The sequence below is a fragment of the Actinocorallia sp. A-T 12471 genome, assembly GCF_033875155.1.
Classification (GTDB): domain Bacteria; phylum Actinomycetota; class Actinomycetes; order Streptosporangiales; family Streptosporangiaceae; genus Actinocorallia.
Window position 1 is genome coordinate 189,019 of the sequence record NZ_JAWZTE010000008.1, and the last position, 18,865, is coordinate 207,883.

12 protein-coding genes and 1 tRNA gene are annotated in these 18,865 nt (G+C 66.2%); 11 read left to right on the forward strand and 2 right to left on the reverse strand.

Going from position 1 to position 18,865, the window contains the following annotated elements; all coding sequences use genetic code 11:
* Nucleotides 1-145: 145 nt before the first annotated feature.
* A complete protein-coding gene (locus R9X44_RS22670) occupies nucleotides 146-2,338 on the forward strand; it encodes a transglycosylase domain-containing protein (RefSeq protein ID WP_319816261.1) in 2,193 nt (730 codons plus the stop codon).
* A 54-nt stretch (nucleotides 2,339-2,392) separates the two neighbouring features.
* Complete coding sequence (locus R9X44_RS22675; protein ID WP_319816262.1) at nucleotides 2,393-4,684, forward strand: transglycosylase domain-containing protein; 2,292 nt, start codon at nucleotides 2,393-2,395, stop codon at nucleotides 4,682-4,684.
* Nucleotides 4,685-4,737: 53 nt separating this feature from the next.
* Here the strand turns inward: R9X44_RS22675 and R9X44_RS22680 are convergent, their stop codons facing one another.
* On the reverse strand, nucleotides 4,738-5,184 hold the full coding sequence (locus tag R9X44_RS22680) for a GatB/YqeY domain-containing protein (RefSeq protein WP_319816263.1): 447 nt from the start codon (nucleotides 5,182-5,184) through the stop codon (nucleotides 4,738-4,740).
* 79 nt (nucleotides 5,185-5,263) lie between these two features.
* Here R9X44_RS22680 and R9X44_RS22685 point away from each other — a divergent pair, with 79 nt between their 5' ends.
* The 3 genes from R9X44_RS22685 (at nucleotide 5,264) to R9X44_RS22695 (ending at nucleotide 8,057) form a co-directional block, all read left to right on the forward strand.
* A complete protein-coding gene (locus R9X44_RS22685) occupies nucleotides 5,264-6,166 on the forward strand; it encodes a metallophosphoesterase (RefSeq protein WP_319816264.1) in 903 nt (300 codons plus the stop codon).
* 413 nt (nucleotides 6,167-6,579) lie between these two features.
* Nucleotides 6,580-6,656, forward strand: a tRNA-Pro gene (locus R9X44_RS22690).
* 654 nt (nucleotides 6,657-7,310) lie between these two features.
* Nucleotides 7,311-8,057: a hypothetical protein gene (locus R9X44_RS22695; RefSeq protein ID WP_319816265.1), complete on the forward strand. Its 747-nt coding sequence runs from the start codon at nucleotides 7,311-7,313 to the stop codon at nucleotides 8,055-8,057.
* 412 nt (nucleotides 8,058-8,469) lie between these two features.
* Here the strand turns inward: R9X44_RS22695 and R9X44_RS22700 are convergent, their stop codons facing one another.
* Nucleotides 8,470-9,048, reverse strand: a complete 579-nt coding sequence (locus R9X44_RS22700) for an Eco29kI family restriction endonuclease (protein ID WP_319816266.1) — start codon at nucleotides 9,046-9,048, stop codon at nucleotides 8,470-8,472.
* 531 nt (nucleotides 9,049-9,579) lie between these two features.
* On the opposite strand from R9X44_RS22700, the gene R9X44_RS22705 reads away from it, so the two are divergent.
* The 6 genes from R9X44_RS22705 (at nucleotide 9,580) to R9X44_RS22730 (ending at nucleotide 18,307) form a co-directional block, all read left to right on the forward strand.
* On the forward strand, nucleotides 9,580-10,932 hold the full coding sequence (locus R9X44_RS22705) for a DNA cytosine methyltransferase (protein WP_319816267.1): 1,353 nt from the start codon (nucleotides 9,580-9,582) through the stop codon (nucleotides 10,930-10,932).
* A gap of 4 nt (nucleotides 10,933-10,936) precedes the next feature.
* Complete coding sequence (locus R9X44_RS22710; protein WP_319816268.1) at nucleotides 10,937-11,734, forward strand: very short patch repair endonuclease; 798 nt, start codon at nucleotides 10,937-10,939, stop codon at nucleotides 11,732-11,734.
* A gap of 553 nt (nucleotides 11,735-12,287) precedes the next feature.
* Nucleotides 12,288-14,636: an ATP-binding protein gene (locus R9X44_RS22715; protein WP_319816269.1), complete on the forward strand. Its 2,349-nt coding sequence runs from the start codon at nucleotides 12,288-12,290 to the stop codon at nucleotides 14,634-14,636.
* Nucleotides 14,633-16,297 (forward strand): DEAD/DEAH box helicase family protein, encoded by a 1,665-nt coding sequence (locus R9X44_RS22720; RefSeq protein WP_319816270.1) that lies wholly within the window; start codon nucleotides 14,633-14,635, stop codon nucleotides 16,295-16,297. The genes R9X44_RS22715 and R9X44_RS22720 overlap by 4 nt, the downstream gene beginning before the upstream one ends.
* Nucleotides 16,294-16,893 carry a hypothetical protein gene (locus tag R9X44_RS22725; RefSeq protein WP_319816271.1) on the forward strand — a complete coding sequence of 200 codons (600 nt, stop codon included), beginning with the start codon at nucleotides 16,294-16,296 and terminating at the stop codon, nucleotides 16,891-16,893. Before R9X44_RS22720 ends, R9X44_RS22725 begins: the two co-directional genes overlap by 4 nt.
* A gap of 25 nt (nucleotides 16,894-16,918) precedes the next feature.
* Nucleotides 16,919-18,307: a sigma factor-like helix-turn-helix DNA-binding protein gene (locus tag R9X44_RS22730; protein WP_319816272.1), complete on the forward strand. Its 1,389-nt coding sequence runs from the start codon at nucleotides 16,919-16,921 to the stop codon at nucleotides 18,305-18,307.
* Nucleotides 18,308-18,865: the final 558 nt, after the last annotated feature.

Below are 18,865 nucleotides of genomic sequence, written 5' to 3' on the forward strand. Positions count from 1 at the left end.
GCCCATTCTCGATATAGCCCAGTGGGGCCATGACTCGCCTGGTGACTAGTCACTGCTACAGTGCACGGTTCGCCGTGCGCGATCGCCGCAGCACAGGCAGATCGGCGCCGGAGTAGCGCGTGACTCCTTGGGTACCTTGATCGACATGCTCGAATCGGGGGATCGGGAAAGCAGGATCGGCGTGCTCGGCAGGCTCGTCGCGGCGAGCGCCACCGCGGGCGGCCTTGTGGCCCTGCTGCTTGTGCCCGGAGTGGGCGCGGCGGGCCTGGGCGTCCGCAAGGCGGCCGACGACTTCAAGAACATGAACGTCGAGCGGATCACCCGCTTCCCGTCGGAGAAGTCCGTCGTGTACGCCGCCGACGGCCGCCCGATCGTCACCTTCTTCGACGAGTTCCGCGACCCCGTCCGGCTCGACCAGGTCGCACCCGTCATGCGGCAGGCGATGGTCGCCATCGAGGACTCGCGCTTCTACGAGCACGGCGCGCTCGACGCCAAGGCAGTCCTCCGGGCCATCACGCGCAACGCCGAGGCGGGACAGACCCGAGAGGGCGGATCCACCCTTACTCAGCAGTACGCGAAAAACCTTCTGCTTTCCAACGCGCGCACCAAGCGGGACCGGCAAAGGGTGACGGCCACCACATTCATCCGCAAGGTGCGCGAACTGCGTTATGCCCTGCAACTCGAACAGACCATGTCAAAGGACTCGATCCTTGAGGGGTACCTCAACATCGCGTACTTCGGGGCCGGCGCATACGGCGTCCAGGCCGCCGCGCAGAGGTACTTCAGCAAACCCGCCTCGGCATTGACCCTTCCCGAAGCCGCCCTCCTCGCGGGCATCACTAAGAACCCGTTCGCTTACGACCCGCTCCTTCATCCGAAGGCGGCCAAGGAGCGGCGCGACGTCGTCCTGGCCAGGATGGGGGAACTCGGCGTCATCAGCGCGGCGGACGAGCGGCGTGAGACGTCGCGGGCCATCCGCCTGACGCCGACGCGGCCGAAGGGAGGCTGCGCGACAAGCGAAGTGCCCTTCTACTGCATGTACGTACGCGCCGAGATGATCCGCATCCTCGCCAAGGGCAAGCCCGAGCGGTTCAAGGAGGCCGAGGAACGGCTCCAACGCGGCGGCTACACGATCCGGACAAGCTTCGACACGCGCACCCAGGAGGCGGTCCAGCGCGCGGTCGACTCGCGCGCCTCCACGACGTCCGACAGGGTCGCCGCCGAGGCGATGGTCGAGGTCGGCACCGGACGGCTCAAGGCGCTCGTCACCTCCAAGCGGTTCGGCACCGACAAGCCGAAGACCACGCTCAGCCTCGCCGCCGACGCGGCGCACGGCGGCGGCGTCGGCGTCTCGGCGGGGTCCACCTTCAAGATCTTCACGCTGCTCGCCGCGCTCGACGCCGGCATGCCCGTCCGTACCTCGTTCCGCTCGCCGGGCAGCATGACGATCGGCGGCTTCACCAACTGCAAGGGCCGCGAGCTGCCCGCGTGGCACGTCGGCAACTCCCACGACAGCCAGTCGGGCAAGTTCAACATGCGCACCGGCACATGGGGGTCGGTGAACACCTACTTCGCGCAGCTGCAGAAGGCCGTCGGGATCTGCAAGTCGGTGAAGATGGCGCAGCGGTTCGGCATGGTGCGCGGCGACGGCACGCCCCTGCAGGAGGTGCCACCGCAGGTGCTCGGCAGCAACGAGATCGACATGGTCCACCTCGCCGCCGCGTACGCGGGCATCGCCAACCACGGCGTCTACTGCCCTCCCGTGTCGGTCATCGAGGCGACCGGGCCCGGCGGCCGTCCCGTCAAACTCGACACGCCCGACCGGAGCTGCCGCAGGGCGGTCTCTCCGTGGGTCGCCGACACGACGTACACCATCATGCGCGGAGTACTCGGCCCTCGCGGCACCGCCAACGGGATCGAGAAGCCGTCCAAGTACGCGGCGGGCAAGACGGGGACCTGCGAGAACTTCTCTTGCGCGGTGTTCGCGGGGATCTCACGCAACCTCGCCTCCGCCGTCGCGTACTGGGACTACAGGGGCGGGTTCCGCTACCCCGTCACAGGGGTCTACGGCGCGGGCATCCCCGCGGAGATCTGGTCGGCGAGCCTGATCGCCGCGCACAAGGCGGACAGACCGCTCGTCTCGCTGCCCGACACGCGTGGAATGTCATTGGGCTCGGCGCTGGCCACGCTCGACAGGGCGGGATTCCGTACTACGGTCTCCCTCGGACCCGTCACGTCTCAGCTGCCCAAGGGGACCGTGGCCTTCACGTCTCCGTCCGCCCAGATCGCCCGGGGCGGCACCGTCACCGTCTTCCTGAGCAACGGACGCGCGAGATGAGCTGAAAGCCCCTTATAGGACAGCATGGTCGATCGTTCCGGGTACCGTAGCCCCGTGCTGCCTTCGACCGACTCCCGGAAATCGACAGTAGTGACGCTGCTCAAGCTCCTCGCGGCGAGCGCCGCCGCTGGCGTGCTCGTCGCCCTCGTGGCGCTCCCGGGCATCGGCGGAACCGGCATCACCGCCCGCGAGGCGGCGGACGGCTTCATGGGCATGGACGTCGCGGAGATCACCCGCGCGCCCGCCGAGAAGACCGTCGTCTACGACGCCAAGGGCAAGGTCCTCGCCACGTTCTTCGACGAGTACCGCGAGAACGTCCTGCTCGACCAGGTCTCCGACCGCGTCAAGAACGCGATCGTCGCGATCGAGGACGCCCGCTTCTACGAGCACGGCGCGCTCGACCTCAAGGGCACCATCCGGGCCCTCACCCGCAACGCCACGAACGGCGGCACCGTCGAGGGCGGCTCGACCCTGACCCAGCAGCTCGCCAAGAACATGCTGGTCAACAACTCGGACACCGAGGAGGGCTACCAGGCCGCGACGGAGGCGACGGTCAACCGCAAACTCCGCGAACTGCGCCTGGCCCTGCATCTCGAGCAGACCATGTCGAAGGACGACATCCTGCGCGACTACCTCAACATCGCCTACTTCGGCGCGGGCGCGTACGGCATCCAGGCCGCCGCCAAGCGCTACTACAACACGACGGCGTCGAAGCTGACCCTCGTCCAGGCCGCGACCCTCGCCGGGATCACCAAGAACCCGTTCGCGCTCGACCCGACCCTGCACCCCAAGCAGGCCCTGGAGCGGCGCAACACCGTCCTGGCGCGGATGAAGCAGCTCAACTACATCACCGAGGAAGAGGCGGCCGAGGCCGCCAAGCAGCCGCTGAAGCTCAAGGAGTTCCAGCCCAAGGGCGGCTGCGAGGCGAGCCCGAGCCCGTACTTCTGCACCTACGTCTACCACGAGATGATCAACATCTTCATGGGCGACGCCAAGCCGAAGGACGACAAGGAGAAGCAGGCGCTGCGCGAGGCGGCGCGCAAGCAGCTCCTGCGCGGCGGCTACCAGATCCACACGACCCTCGACCCGAAGGTCCAGAAGGCCGCCGACGAGGCGGTCAAGTACGCCACCGAACCGACCGGGTGGAAGGTCAACGTCGAAGCGGTCGTCCAGCCCGGCACCGGCAAGGTCCTCGCGATCTCCAACAGCAAGCGCTACGGCCCCGGCAAGGGCGAGACCACCATCAACCTCGCCGCCGACGAGGCCCACGGCGGCAGCGTCTTCGGCGTCGACGCCGGATCGACCTTCAAGGTCTTCACGCTCATAGAGGCCCTCGACCAGGGCCTGCCGATCCGGACGTCGTTCTCCTCACCCGCCCGCACGACAGTCAACGGCTTCCCCGACTGCCCCTACCCGGCGGCCGAGAACGGACGCCTCGGCGGCGGCTCCTGGACCGTCGGCAACGCCAGCGACTCCGAATCCGGCAGCTTCAACATGAAGACCGGCACCTGGCACTCGGTCAACACCTTCTACGCGATGCTGGAGAAGAAGGTCGGCGTCTGCGAGGCCACCGAGATGGCCACCAAGTTCGGCATGGTCCGCACCAACGGCCAGCCGATCGAGCCGGTCCCGTCCCAGGTCCTGGGCGTCAACCCGATCGACATGGTCCACCTCGCCGCCGCGTACGCCGGCATCGCCGCGCGCGGCAAGTACTGCGCGCCGAACGTCATCACCAGCGCGGTCGGCCCCGACGGCAAGAAGGTCGCCCTGCCCGAGGCCAAGTGCGACCAGGTGATCGACCAGCAGGTCGCCGACGCCACCACGATGATCCTCCAGGGCGTCCTCACCCAGGGCACCGGGCGCGGCCTCGGCATCGGCCGCCCCGCCGCCGCCAAGACCGGCACCTGCGAGAACTACTCCTGCGCCGTCTTCGCCGGATACACCCCGAACCTCGCCGCCGCCACCGCGTACTGGGACTTCCGCGGCGGGCACGCCCACCCCGTCACCGGGATCTACGGCGCGACGATCCCCGGGCCGGTCTGGCAGCGGACCATGACCGCGGCGCTCTCCGGCGTCGAGGTCGTCAGCTTCAAGGCGCCCGTCAGGGACTTCGGCGACGTCAAGGAGATCCCCGTCCCCGACGTCAAGGGCAAGCCCGTCGAGGAGGCGCAGGCGATCCTGCGGGAGGCCGGGTTCAACGTGCGGGTCGCGGGACGGCCGATCCGGTCGGACGCCAAGCGCGGAACCGTCGCGCGGGTCACGCCGGGACGCGCCGAACCCGGGACGACCGTGACGATCTACGTCAGCGCCGGCAAGCGCGGCGGAGGCGGTCCGAACCACGACTGACCGGACACGAACGGCCGCTCCCCCTCACGGGGAGCGGCCGTCGTCGTTCCGGCTCAGGAGGCGAGCTGGCGCTTCACCTCGGCCGCGACCCTGCCGCCCTCGGCACGGCCCGCGACCTTCGGGTTCACGACCTTCATGACCGCGCCCATCGCGCGCGGGCCCTCGGCCCCGGTCTCCTCGATCGCCTCGCGGACCAGCGCGGCGATCTCGTCGTCGGAGAGCTGCTTGGGCAGGTACTGCTCGAGCACCGCGCCCTCCTCGCGCTCGGCCTGCGCCTGCTCGGCGCGCCCGCCGTTCGCGAACGCCTCGGCGGCCTCCTTGCGCTTCTTCAGCTCGCGGGCGAGCACCTTGACGATCTCGTCGTCGCTCAGCTCCCGCGCCGCGCCCGACTTCTCCTCGTTCGTCACGGCGGTCAGCACGGCCCGCAGCGTCCGCTTGCGGACCTCGTCGTGGGCCTTCAACGCGCTGGTGAGATCCGTCTCCAGCTTCTCCTTCAACATGCCGTCTATCATGCCCTGACGGCCTGGGCGGATCACTCCCTTTATCCCGTCCATGCCCGTCGTCTGGCAGCATTGACGGATGCGGAAGCTTCTCGCGGCCCCACTGGGCCTCCTCGGCGCGGGCGCTGCGACGTTCGCCTACGCGTCGCTGATCGAACGCAACTGGTTCGTGTTGCGGCGGCACGAGGTACCCGTCCTCAAGCCGGGAGCCCAGCCCGTCAAGGTGCTCCACCTGTCCGACGCGCACCTGACGCCCGGCCGCACCCGCATGATCCGCTGGGTCCGCGCGCTCGACGCCCTCGAGCCCGACCTCGTCGTCAACACCGGCGACTCGATCTCCCACCCCGACGCCATCGGCCCGTTCCTCGAGCTGCTCGGGCCGCTGCTCGACCGTCCTGGCGTGTTCGTCTACGGGTCGAACGACATGTTCGCGCCGACGTTCAAGAACCCCGCCCGCTACCTGTGGCGCACCTCACAAAAGGACTACTCCAAGCGCGGCGGCACCCCGAACCTCCCGTACAAGGAGCTCGGCGCGGCCCTGAAGGCGTCCGGCTGGCTCGACCTGAACAACCACATGGGCCGGCTCAAGATCGCCGACCTCGACATCGAGTTCGCCGGCATCAACGACTCCCACATCAACCTCGACCGCTACGACGAGATCGCCGGGCCCGTCGACCCGCGCGCCGACCTCACCGTCGGCGTCATGCACAGCCCCGAGCCCCGCAACCTCGACCGCTTCGCCGCCGACGGCTACCGCCTCCTCCTGGCGGGCCACACCCACGGCGGCCAGGTCTGCGTCCCCTTCTACGGCGCCCTGGCCACCAACTGCGGCATCGACCGCCCCCGCGTCAAGGGCCTCCACCGCTGGCCCCCCACCTCCTGGCTCAACATCTCCGCCGGCCTGGGCACCTCCCCCACCGCGCCCTACCGCCTCTGCTGCCCCCCCGAAGCCACCCTCCTAACCCTAACCCCACCCCCCTAACCCCCAGAGCCAGAAGACCCCAAGCCCAAACCCCAGGCCAAGGGCCCCCAGGGCCCGCAGGCCCCAGCCGAAGCCTCCAAGGCCCGCAGGCCCCAGCCCCAAGGCCCCCAGGCCAAGGGCCCCAGGGCCCGAAGGCCGCATTCCAGACCCGGAAGCCCCAGGACCAGAAGGCCCCAGCCAAGGGCCCCAGGACCAAGCCCCCAGCCAAGGCCCCGAAGGCCCCAGCCCCCAGGCCAAGGGCCCCCCAGGGCCCGAAGGCAGAAGGCTCCAGGGCCGGCCGGCACCCAGGGCCCCAACACCAAGACTCCAGCCAAGGGCCCCAGGGCCCGAAGGCAACCCCGATTTCGATTCCCGCCCATCCCCCCGCATCCTGTAGACTCTCCGAGGCGCAACAAACCGCAAGGTTCGTGCACCGGGGTGTAGCGCAGCTTGGCAGCGCGCTTCGTTCGGGACGAAGAGGCCGTGGGTTCAAATCCCGCCACCCCGACCAACCAGGGCCGCGATCCGCGAGGGTCACGGCCCTGAGTCTCTTTCTGGGGTATCCGTGCCCCAGACCCACTCAGCCCCCACGTTCAGAGCCGGGTCGTGCATGTGGTGGCGGTTCGTCCACTCGAATCCGAAAAGTGGCTCGGGCCGCCAGAGACCTCTCGTAGTCCGGGGTTTGTACCTGGCGCAGTGCCGAACAACCCAACCAGGCGCCTACTCCCTCCGCACATGCGCTAATCGCTTTGCGCTCAGAGTGAGGGCGGCGACTGGGCTACGAAGCTCGGCGCAGATCGTCGTCCCGCACGAGCATGAACTCGATGATTCGAGTCTGCGGCGTCGGCGAGCGGCTGAGTCACTAAATGACAGATGATCGGAGGAACCGGTTGCCTGAGGGCTAAGGTTCCGCATTGATTTGACGCTAGTCGACAAGGGACGACGTACCACGGATTCCTATGCTGGACGAGGACGCTCTCCCTCCCGGCCCCCACCGAGACCTCGTGGCCGCTCTCCAGGAGCTCCATACCGCCGTTGGATGGCCTAGTACGCGAGCGATCAGCAAGGTCGAGGCGGATGAGTTTCCGGGAACCCTAAGCCATGAGCCGCCCCGCGCGATCATCAGCGGTAAACGCTCCCGCGCTGGCAGACCCTGGAGACTCTGGTGCGAGCGCTGGTCCTTCTGAGGGGTTCCTCGAGTCGAGACACCACCGCCGAAGTGGCAAGGTTTATGTCGCTCTGGAAGGCCGCGTCCCTGGGCGGGTACGGCGCGGTGGAGCAACTCCTGCACGCGGACCCCGTCGACGGCGTACACGGTGACGGCAAGCAGTGGGTCACGAGCGACATCGCTCGGCTCACGTTCAACCCGATCTACGCCATAGACATCGACCCTCGGTTGGCGTGGCCGCATGAGCCAATCGTCTCGGAGGACGAGTGGATAGCCAGCGATCTCCACGTGATCGCGGAGATCGGACCCGAGGCATTCCTTCGAACGCTTCTCCATGTGCTCAAACGCCGATGGGTCGCAGGCGGCGACGGCGACGTGGCTGGGCATGCCGAGATCGACGCGGAGGCGCTCGATGCCCTCCTCGCTGAACAGGTTCTGAGGCGGATCGGCGAGGAGCCTAATATCCTGGGTCGCTCGACCGCGGCGCTCGACCGCGCCGGAGGCGCTGAAGAGGTCATCGCGGAGATCGAGGAACTGGAGTCAGACGTCCATGTGCTCCGGGAAACGCGCGCCCTGACCCCGGATCGCTCGTACAGCATCTCGGCCCAAGCACAACAACTCGTCTTTCTCTATCTCATAGATCACGTGCTGGTCGGCGGCCCCTCTGAAAGTAGAGGAGACCAGGTCACGATTGTCTGGCGTATTCCCCCCGCCGATTCGGACGCCGACCCCGTCGAACGTTAAGCTGGCTATGGAAGACGAAGGCGTAAGTCTGCTCCCCGATTCCCGCCGACACCGGTGCCGACCGGCTTTCGAGACCTCTGCTAGGTGTGACGTCGCACAGCTTAGGGTGCTTGCCATGCCGTCTCAACCAGAACAAGTACAACGGTTTCCACCCGCGTCTCAGCTGGCTTAGGGCCGAGGCGCAAAACCGGGCACGAAGCCTGCTACCGCTTCGTAACCGACCCCCCTCACCCGGTGGATAGGAACCCAGAGGATGAGCGCAGGCCAGCTTCCGACGATCCCCATCGCAAGGCTCGTCGCCCGTCCCGTCGACCAATCCTCGACTACCGCGCTGACAGACGAACGATCGCGCCAAACCCGTCGACCTGCCCCTGAAGACCCTTACCGCCCCCGACGGCGCCCGCCTCACCACCTATACCCAGGTCCTCCTCCGATCAGGGGAGCCTGGGTCCAAGTAACTGTCGGTGGCTGGGTGTGGCCACGGCAGGCGGTCGTAATCGCGCACTTGCCGCGAGATGTGGGCCTCGGCCTCCACTACCAACTTCTCGATATCGTGGACAACGCCACCATGGGTGCGCCGCCGCCCGTCATGCACAGTGTCCCACTTGCTCTTCTTACTCTGGCGGGTCGTCGCCCCTTGCTCCTTGCTACCAAAGCCTTTGAGTCTGCTATTCCAGACCGGCGTGTAACCGACTCTCAGCGCGTTCTCTCCCAGATCGGCGTGCACGTCGGGCAACAGCAGGGCCCTGAACCGGAACTCCGCGATCGGAAGGCCGCCCTCCATGATCGACAAGCGGTGTTGCTTGAGTCGGCTATGCAGTGGGAACCGCTCCCGAACTCTCTCCCCAGTGGCGGTGTTACTTGAAAGGGCCTGCCCGGCGTAGACAGGAATCTGAAGGGTGGCCAGCGGGACGTACAAGTCAACGCTCGCGCCACGGTAATACAAGGCGTACAGGCCGGAGCCCTCGAATCTCGGGATCTCGCGAGTCATGGAGACCAAGGGTTGCCGCTCGAAGGTCTCACAAATGGTATTCGCTATCTGATCGGTCGACAGAGGGTCGAACCACTTGGGGGTGTACACAGCGGGCATGGCTTTCCTAATCGATGATCGACTCGACTTTGGGATTCCCAATAGGTACTTACGAGCCACCGCGAGGGCACCAGGGCGAAGGGATCCTCGCCGACGTCCGGGCAGGAGAACGTAGAACGAACTCACCGCGCGAGTAGAGCCGATAGAACGTCGGGCCGCTCATCGGCGACGTGCGGAGTAACGCTCGGCGAGCGGGGCGTCGACCGAGACGCTTCGGCGCCTCGGCCAGCTGATCGCCGGGGCCTCGGTGACGCTCGACCGAAAGTGGTCATGGGTAGGGGGGCTATGAGTGCGTCGACTGGCCGCCTGCGTCATTCCCTTGCCCCCTTCGGCCGCGTTGATCACCACGAACCCTACGGCGTCGCCGACATGCAGGCGACCCGTTCGAATGAAAACTCGCCATGATCACCTGCTCCGCGGTATGGTTTCCACATGGTTGACCAGCCTGAAGAAGCGAAGAAGCTGCGGACCAGCGTCGAACTGTTCGCGGGCGGGGGCGGCCTTGCCATGGCGGTCCACCAAGCGGGCTTCCGCCCGCTCCTGTTCAACGAGTTCGATGACCGGGCCTGTGAGACGCTGGTCGCGAGCGCCCGGAAGACACTCGGCGTCGACGGCTTGGAGCGCACTCGGGAGACGAACCCCAAGCCCCCGAAGCCGGGGCGGCCCGCTCCCCTCTACCCCGGCGACGTTCGCGACCTAGACCTAAGCGCCTTCCAGGGAGAGGTCGACATCCTCGCCGGCGGCCCCCCTTGCCAGCCTTTCAGCGCGGGCGGGGTAGCCAAAGGCGATGAGGATAAACGCAATATGTTTCCGGCCATGTTCAAGGCCGTCCGCGAGATGCGACCTAAGGCGGTCATCTGCGAGAACGTTCGTGGACTATTGCGGCCGTCGTTCGCGGAATATTTCCAGTACATCCAGAATGAACTTCGCCTTCCGTTTGAGAAGCGGGTTGACGAGGTCAAGTGGCAAGATCACAACGCTCACTTGACACGTATCCTAGATAATCTATCCGACGAAGATAGCGACCCAGACCACTACAAGGTCGTGATGGTACCGGTCAATGCCGCCAACTATGGCGTTCCACAAGTGCGCAACCGTGTCGTTATCGTCGCCTTCCGCGCCGACCTAGGCGCGGACATCGACGCCTTTGAAAAGTATGTTAAGACGGAAAGGTTCTCTAATTCCGCCCTTTTCCGATCCATGCGTGATGAAGATGGACCTTACTGGCAGCGCCATCCGGACATTGAGGAACATGTCCGCGACCGTGTAAGATCCCGCCTTCCGAAGGCGATCAAGGAAGACGACTGCTTGCCATGGCGCACGTTGCGCGACGCCATTCAAGGATATGGCACGGACGTGAAGCTCCCTGCGCTACCCCAGGTCGACGTGAAGCGCCTTTCTGAGAAGTCTGACTTTGGGCGAGAGATCGGTGTCGTTGGTCACATCGGGTGGCCTGGAGCCCGCATCTACAAAGGACACACCCCGAACGAGCTTGATCTTCCCGCGAAGACTGTCAAAGCAGGTGTTCACGGTGTGCCGGGTGGGGAGTCTGTGATGCTGCTAGACGAGCGCGTTCGCGATGCCTCGTCGCCGGACGGCTGGACCTACTTGCACCGCTACATGACCGTGCGCGAGACCGCTCGAGTAATGACGTTCCCGGACGAATGGCACGGCTCAGGCCCGCGTGGTGAGCAAATGCGGCAGCTGGGCAACGCTGTTCCTGTCGTGCTCGGTGAGTTCTTCGCCAAGGCCGTCGCCGACGCCTTGGCCGCCGCGGGACACTAGAGTCATGCCGCGAACAGGGGCCGGAGGGCACTGGAAAAACAGGCTGCCCTCAGAGCGCGCGTATAAGCGCCATGCTGGCGCGGCGGCGCCAGCGCTTGAGCAAGATCGTGCCGCCGGAGGCCGCGATCAGCGAAACGTCACCCTGGGCGACGGGCGTCTCGCACGCGCCTCGATCACGCTCCGTTTGTACCGGAGGACACGACGGATTCGTGCTTATCTGCGCTGGTCACAGGATGGAAAGACCGCCGAGAGATACGTGTGCGAGGTCGAGTTCGAATCCCGCAAGAAGAACCTGGCCGAGGCATGGCGACAAGCCCGAGCCAAGGGGCTCCTGGCGGACGAGTCCCTGCCGCCCGAGTCGACCGCGTCCTCGCTCAAGGTCCGAGCCTCGATGCGCGGCAACCGTGGCAAAGACACTAAACCGGAACTGATACTCCGCAGTCTGCTCCATGGTCGTGGAATGCGCTACCGGGTCGACGCCCGACCAGTAGCCGAGATCCGGCGCAGAGCCGACCTGGTCTTCTCCGGCGACCGCATCGCGGTATTCGTGGACGGCTGTTTCTGGCATGGCTGCCCAGAGCATTACCGGCCCGCTATGCGAAACGCTGACTTCTGGCGGCAGAAGATCGACGGAAACAGGGCGAGGGACACGGAGACCAACGACACGCTGGCGGCGGCTGGCTGGACGGTCATCCGCGTCTGGGAGCACGACGACCCCGTCCAGGCGGCGACTCTGATCGAGAGCGCCGTCCGACGAAAGCGCGACTCAGCGCACCTCGCCGCCCAATCAAGCGACCACTGACTCTGGCGACATCGTCCAAGCACCGCAGGACGAAACCCCAGATCCCCATCGCCATCGCCATCGCCATCGCCATCGGAGGGACGCCGCGCCGGAGAAGACTCTCCCGGGCTCTGGATGTCCGCGTGAGCGACCCGTGTCGTCTCGGTCTAGTGACGATTCGGGCCGTCACCAACCGGTACGGCTGCCCCGAGACTTCACGGCCGCGACGGCCGATAGCTGCTCTGCGGGCAAGGGATGCCTACGGTTCTTGGATTGTGGTCCCTAGGCGCCGTAGAACAGGCCCGGAACTTGCTCGCGAGAAGCCCACTACCACGGCTCCCACTTCCTCACAATCCGTCACCAGATCGTCACTGTCGATCTAGCCCAACCCCCTCGTCCCTCTTTCGGTAGCCACACAACTTTTCGAGGTTCGCAAATCCGGCCGGATTGTCAGTGATTCCCTCTACCCTCGTGCTCGAACGCTCTGTTCGTCAGAGCCAGGTGGCCTTACCCTGCCCATGGGTGCCGCGGCCGCCGTGACAGCGTCCCGATCCGCCAGGAGGGTTCCGCCGGAGTGAAGATCACCCCTTCCGCCCGCGTGCTGAGCATGCTGGGCGAAATCGATTTCGACGAGTGGCAGTGTGTGGCCGAACTCGTCGACAACCCCTTCGATGACTTTCTCGACATCTTGCGCTCGGGGACGGACTGGCCGGACGGCTTCACGGTCAGCGTGACCCTGCCGTCGTCCCCGAAGGGGGTGCTAGAGGTTCGCGACACCGGGCGGGGCATGTCGTACGACCGGCTGGCGCGCGCGGTGCGGGCCGGCTGGTCTGGGAACGACATGCACGACAAGCTCGGCCTGTTCGGCATGGGCTTCAACATCTCGACCGCCCGCCTCGGCAGGCGCACCCGTGTGCTGACGACCCGCGCGGGCGACCCAGAATGGATCGGTGTCGAGATCGATCTCGACCAGATCAAGGACGACTTCGAGGCGAAGGACATCACCGAGCCGAAGAGCGACCCGTCCCAGCATGGCACGAGGGTCATCGTCGATCGCCTTCAACTAGCACGCGCCGACTGGCTCCGCCGCAATGGTGCGTCGCTCCGCAACACCCTGGGGTCAGTGTACTCGTGGATTCTCGCCGAGCACCCCTTCGACCTCTATATCGGTGGGGCCCGGGTCAAGCCGGTCCGCCACTGCCGCTGGGGTGACGACCGTTACGTGCTCTACAACGGCAAACAGCGGATCCCCGCCTACATCGAGATCGACGAGAAACTCCAGGATGGGACTGCCTGCCGCGACTGCGGGGAGTGGCAGATGGGTTCGGGCGAGGCATGCTCGCTGTGTGGTAGCGGTTCCCTGACCGTACGTGAACGGCGGATCCGCGGCTGGCTCGGCGTCCAGCGCTACCTCGACAAGACCGAATATGGAATCGACTTCCTACGCAACGGCCGGAAGATCCTGCGCTGGGACAAGCAGCTCTTCACCTGGAAGAACCCCGAGGGTCGCGAAGGCGACGAGGAGGTGCCTGAATATCCGGTCGAACTCGCCCACCAGGGCGGCCGTCTCATCGGCGAGATCCACCTCGACCACGTCCCCGTCACCTACCAAAAGGACGCCTTCGAGTACGGCGACCGCAGCTGGCTGGCGGCCGTGGAGTTGCTGCGCGGGGTGGCACCACTCCAGCCCAAACGCGCCACGGGATACCCAGAGAACGATAGCCCGCTGGCCCTGCTATTCAAGGGCTTCCGCCGCAACGACGCCGGCCTGCGCTACCTCGTCCCCGGTGACGGCCACAAGCCGATCCACAGGGACACTCGGGAATGGGGCAGGAAGTTTCAGGCAGGTGCCTCCGAGTTCCAGACAGACGAGCATTGGTGGCAGGCGGTCCTGCGGCACGAGGAGATTAAGAAACGGAGCAAGGAGACCAAGACGGCGGCCAGTGTGCCAACCCAGCCTGACGAGAAGGCTGTGGAGGAAGCGCTCGGATTGCCGACCGACATGCCTACCTCCGGTATGGACCGGCCGGAAAGCCGACCCATCACCTCAACCACACCCGCCGTGACAGCTTCCACTCCGACGAAGGGGACGAGGGAGACTCGGAGTGAGCGCCTGGCCCGCTACGAGAGCGCGGCGACGCCTCACTCCTACCTGAGCCGACCGTTCGGCCATCCAGAACTCGGCCATATGAAAGTCCGAACCCTACTACTGAAGCCAGGCGAGCCGCTCCTCGATGACCATGGGCTGCCCGTTCCAGTCCTTCTCGACCAACGGTCTGGCAACGAAATCACCGCCCTCGTAGATCCCGAACACTCCGCGTACCGGCGGTTCGGCGCGGACTACGCCGATCTCCTCTTGGTAGAACTGGCCGCCGTTCTAAAGGTGCGGGCACGCTCCGACTGGAGCCCGTCCCAACTCGTCGCCGCGATCCGCGCCGAGTCCCTGCAGGACAGCGCCCTCGACAGCACCACCGTAGGCGCGGAGGCCCGCGATCTCCTCGCGGAGATCCGCGACCGAGTGGCCGAGGCCCTCAACCAGAGTGGCGGCCACACCACCGCCTATGGCCACCTCACCCCCGAGGAAAGGATCTCGACCGAGGAGGGAATGATCGCCGCCGGACGTGTAGGCCTCGTCGGGCGTCTCGGCCAGGACCCTGGTTTCGTCCACCACATGCCCGCACTAGCATTGGTCCGCCTCGTCCAGGCGATGCCAGAGCAGTTTATGGACGGTACTGTCTTCCGTGGCCCATACACGAAGGTGTCATCGCCTTCCGGGAAGGCGCTGAGCCTGGCCAGGGTCACGGGTTGCCTCTCAGATGTGGCGACGCTCGGCACGTTCGCTGCCGGAGCGACCTCCCAGCAGTTGCGGCGGGCCCGACTGAGCATCGCCTTGTTGCGCGACGAGTTGGTTGGCGAAGGGTGAACGCCGCGTTTTTGACGTCCGCCGAGCTGCGCGACGGCGGCCCAGACGGACTGACCAAGGCACTCGAAAGGACCTTGTGGCACCTGGGGTTCCAGGATGTCCGTGTCATCGACGGCGCCCACGACCACGGTGCCGACCTGCTCGCGGTTCGCGCCCGCGAGCAGTGGGTGTTCCAGAGCAAGTGGAAGGCGCGTGGGATTGCCGATCACGCGGGGGTCGACGACCTCGAACGCGCGCGCACGCACTACCGGGCCGACAAGGCCGTGCTTGTGACGAATACACACATCACCGCGTCGGCCGAGGCGCGACGCCGAGAACTGGCGGGAATCGGCGTCGACATCGCCCTGTGGCACGGGGCCACTCTTGACGCGATCGGTCAGAGGATGCCCGACCGCGTACCCACTCACTACTCTCTGCGACCGTACCAAGAACAGGCCGTGGACGCGATCGAGCGGGACCTCGACAGTGCGGGGACGGCGTTGCTGATCCTAGCGACAGGGCTAGGCAAGACCGTCGTCGGCGGCGAGGTTATCGGAAACCTACTTGCGTCGCACCCGGAAGCCCGCGTCTTGGTCGTCGCCCATATGCGCGACTTGGTCGAGCAACTCGAGAAAGCACTGTGGCGGCACCTCCCCAAGAGCGTGCCCACCCGCCTTCGCACCGGCGAGAACAAGCCTCAGGCCCTCAATGGGGTCGTCGTCGCGACGGTCGAATCGGCGCTCTCCGTAGTTCGCGCGGGATACGAACCCGACCTCGTCATGATCGACGAGACCCATCACGTGGCCGAGAGCGGCAGGTTTGCGCAACTCCTCGATCTGTGCGGGACTGCGGGGCGCTTCGGAGTCACCGCTACCCCTTGGCGCGGCGACAAGTTCGACATCACTGCCCGCTTCGGCCGTCCCAGCTTCAAGATGGGTATCGCCGAGGGCATGGCGGCGGGCTACCTATCGGCCGTCGACTACAAGCTTTACGCGGATGGCGTCGACTGGGACGCCGTCCAGGACATCAGCCGTCACGGGTACTCCATCAAGGATCTGAACCGGCGCCTGTTCCTCCCCCAGCGGGACGAGGAGATCGTCGAGCACCTACGGGCCGCCTGGCGTGAGACCGCCGACCCCCGCGCCATCGTGTTCTGCCAGACCATCGAGCACGCCGAGCACATGGCGGGGCTCCTCTCCGTCTCGGACCCTGCGTGGGTCAACGCCTCCCATCTACACAGCGGTCTGACGAAGCGGCACCGTGACGTCCTGCTAAACGAGTTCCGTCTCGGCCGCGTACCACTAGTCACCTGCGTTGACGTGTTTAACGAAGGTGTTGATGTGCCAGACGTAAATCTCATCGCCTTCTTGCGCGTCACCCATAGCCGAAGGATCTTCGTACAGCAGCTCGGCCGTGGCCTGCGTCTGAGCCCCGGCAAGAAGGCCCTGAAGGTCCTCGACTTCGTGACGGATATCCGTCGCGCCGCAGCGGTGTTGAACCTGCGCCGGACGCTGGAGGCTGAGGAGACCGAGCACCTGGAACTCCCACACGTCTCCCGAATCGAGTTCCAAGATGAGACGGTCGGCTCCCTTATGGATATGTGGATCCAAGACGCCGCCGACCTCGAGACCGCGGCGGACGAAGTCCGCCTTCAGTTCCCCCTGCCGAAAGGAATCCTGTGACCGATTACAAGATCCCGTCTGCCCTTGAGAAGGCCGTCGTTACGCGAATCTACTCGCAAGCCGATGAGGCTCACTGGCCACACCTCCAAGACGCGGACCGTACCCGCCTATATCAGGAATGGACGGAAGATCCGGAGATCGGCGGCCGCCTCCTGGATTTCGTGGGCCAACAGGCGAATATCCGCCCGTGGCTGAAGGACTGCCCAATGAAGGAGTACGAACGAGCACGGCGAGGGGAGGGGAAGTATGCCAAGTACGTGACTCGGCCGGCCGCGACGCTCGAGCAGATGGTCACGGCGACGCTCGGTAGCGGCTGGGAAGTCATCCCGGGGACCGCCCAGCAGAAGCCAATGCGTGCCAAGATCCGCGAGGTGGGGACAGAGGATGAGGAGCGCCACTTCGTGGCGGGCACTGCGGCGAACCTCAAGCACCTCGTGTGGCCGGCCATCCTCGACCGGTCCAACGGAGAGACCTGGCCCTGGATGGTCTGCGTCATCGATCCATTCCGAAACCCTGTGCCGCCTGAGAAGAAAGAAGAGTACCGACGCGTAGCCAAGTTCCTCGGCGTGCGAATTGTCTATTTCACCGAGATGTAGGGATGCGATGAGAGAAGCGTGGTCCATGGACGAGTGTCTGGTCAGGGCGTGGGAGGACGGAGTCTTCGACGAGCGCGAGCGGGCAGTCGTCGCAGGCCGGTTGGAGGGCCGGACGCTGGATGAGGTCGGGGAGGCGCTTGGGCTGAGCCGTGAGCGCGCACGCCAGATTCAGAGCCGGGCGCGGAAGCGGCTCACCAAGGTGGCGGACCTCGTTCAGGACAACTGGCGGGAGAAGGCTCACGCTACTGGCATGGGTCCAGCCACCCCAAGAGCTGCTTTCGCCACCGCGCTCGGGTTCGTCGATCACATGACGCTGGATGAGCTGCTGGCTGCGGCGGGGCTGAAGCCACCCAGGACGTGGGCAGGGCCGTTGCGTGGCTGGTGGAGTGTCGATGCCGATGCGCTGGGCGGCGCCCTACGCCGTCTAACCGACACCGCTCCCTTCCGCAGCGACGAGCTTGGCCGCGCGGCCGCCGAAGTCGGACTGCCAGCGGCCCTCCCCCTGGAAGAGCTGCTGATCCACTCTGGGTCGCGGCTGGCACTGAGTCCCGATGGACACTGGGTGCGCCGCAGGGCGCGTGGACGCGACGCCGCCTATTTGTGGCTGCTGGAGACCGGGCGCCCATGCCAGGCCGACGAGCTGATCGCCCCGATGGCCGCGACGACCGTCGCGTCCGTACGAGAAGCACTGCGCCGTGACGACCGGTTTCGGGCGATCCGCCCCGAGGGGACCTGGGCCCTGACCGAGTGGACGCACTTGCGCGCCTCGCCATCCGCCACGGCGGTGGAGGCGATGGTCACGGTGGTCACCGAGTCAGGCCCGCTCTCCCGTGCGCGGCTCTTCGCCCGGGTGACGGAGTTGTACCCAGTCACCCCGTGGCGCCTGAAGCAGTGCCTGCTCAGCGACCAACTCGGTGAGACCCCCGACGGCCTCGTCGACCTGGTCTCTCGCGGCGCCCGCGCGTTCGAGGAGGAGGAACCGGCCCGCCCGGACATGATGGCCGTGGAGGGGGAGGTCCTCGGTGTCCGGATTCCTGTGACCCCGGAAACCCTACGCGGCAGCGGCGTCAGGGTGCATACCTGGCTTACCTGGCGGCTCGGGCTGCGCCGGGCACCGATGAGTCGCACGTTCACGACTCCCGGCGACCACGCGCCGCTGGTCGTCCGCCGCGGCACCAGCAGCGCCCGGCTTTCTAGCCTGCGCCGCCACGCGCTCGAACTCGAGGTCGTCGATGGGTGTTCACTCGCCGTCCTCCTTCGTCTCGACGACGACACAGCGCGCGTCGGCCACGGCTGCGCACCCGGCGACTGCCCAGCGCGACAAGTGCGGGCCTCTGTGTCTGCCCTGCGGCCGAGCCTGTCCGATTCCGCTGCGCCTCCACCGGGATGCCCTGGACTTCAAGGTCAACGCTAGCGGGAGCCGCCACTCGGCGTGGGGAAGTGGCGGCTCCTGCCCGGGCTACACGGGGGCTATCTAGGAGCCAATCCTCGCCCCGTCGCCCTCCAAGGCCGTCGTGGGCGCTGAAAGCCAGCGGACCACACAATTGAGTCTGCCTTCTGACTCGAGGCCGCATCGTGTCGAGGACGTAAGGTACGACCGACTGCTCCTAGCGAGCGAAATACTCAGGGATAGTCTCTGCTTCCTGGTTCGGCCACTCTCTTTCCACCTCCACGCGACTTCTGGAGAGGTCTTAAGCCGATCCGGTCGACACTCTCTCCTTCTTGGGTAGGGGAAGGTGGGTCTACAAGGTGGTAGACGAAGTCTTCGATGCCGGTGGTGGGAGTGGGACCGTCGATTACTTGAGGTGACGGTTACGCCGGCGTCGGCTGCGGTTTTTGGCGAAGCCTCGGGAGGGCCGAGGGACGTCTTGGTCATGCCGTCGCAACCAGGTTGCTGATGAGGAGTCGATGTTGGGGAGGGCGTTAAGGACAGTGGTAGTGCCGTGCTTAGTTGGCGGGTCTGCGGCGACGG

Bases quoted from the DNA above. Each gene is read 5' to 3' on its own strand.
- R9X44_RS22680 (WP_319816263.1), bottom strand. From the start codon at position 5,184: ATGTTGAAGGAGAAGCTGGAGACGGATCTCACCAGCGCGTTGAAGGCC.
- R9X44_RS22710 (WP_319816268.1), top strand. From the start codon at position 10,937: ATGCCGCGAACAGGGGCCGGAGGGCACTGGAAAAACAGGCTGCCCTCA.
- R9X44_RS22730 (WP_319816272.1), top strand. From the start codon at position 16,919: ATGGACGAGTGTCTGGTCAGGGCGTGGGAGGACGGAGTCTTCGACGAG.
- R9X44_RS22705 (WP_319816267.1), top strand. From the start codon at position 9,580: ATGGTTGACCAGCCTGAAGAAGCGAAGAAGCTGCGGACCAGCGTCGAA.
- R9X44_RS22670 (WP_319816261.1), top strand. From the start codon at position 146: ATGCTCGAATCGGGGGATCGGGAAAGCAGGATCGGCGTGCTCGGCAGG.
- R9X44_RS22685 (WP_319816264.1), top strand. From the start codon at position 5,264: ATGCGGAAGCTTCTCGCGGCCCCACTGGGCCTCCTCGGCGCGGGCGCT.
- R9X44_RS22700 (WP_319816266.1), bottom strand. From the start codon at position 9,048: ATGACTCGCGAGATCCCGAGATTCGAGGGCTCCGGCCTGTACGCCTTG.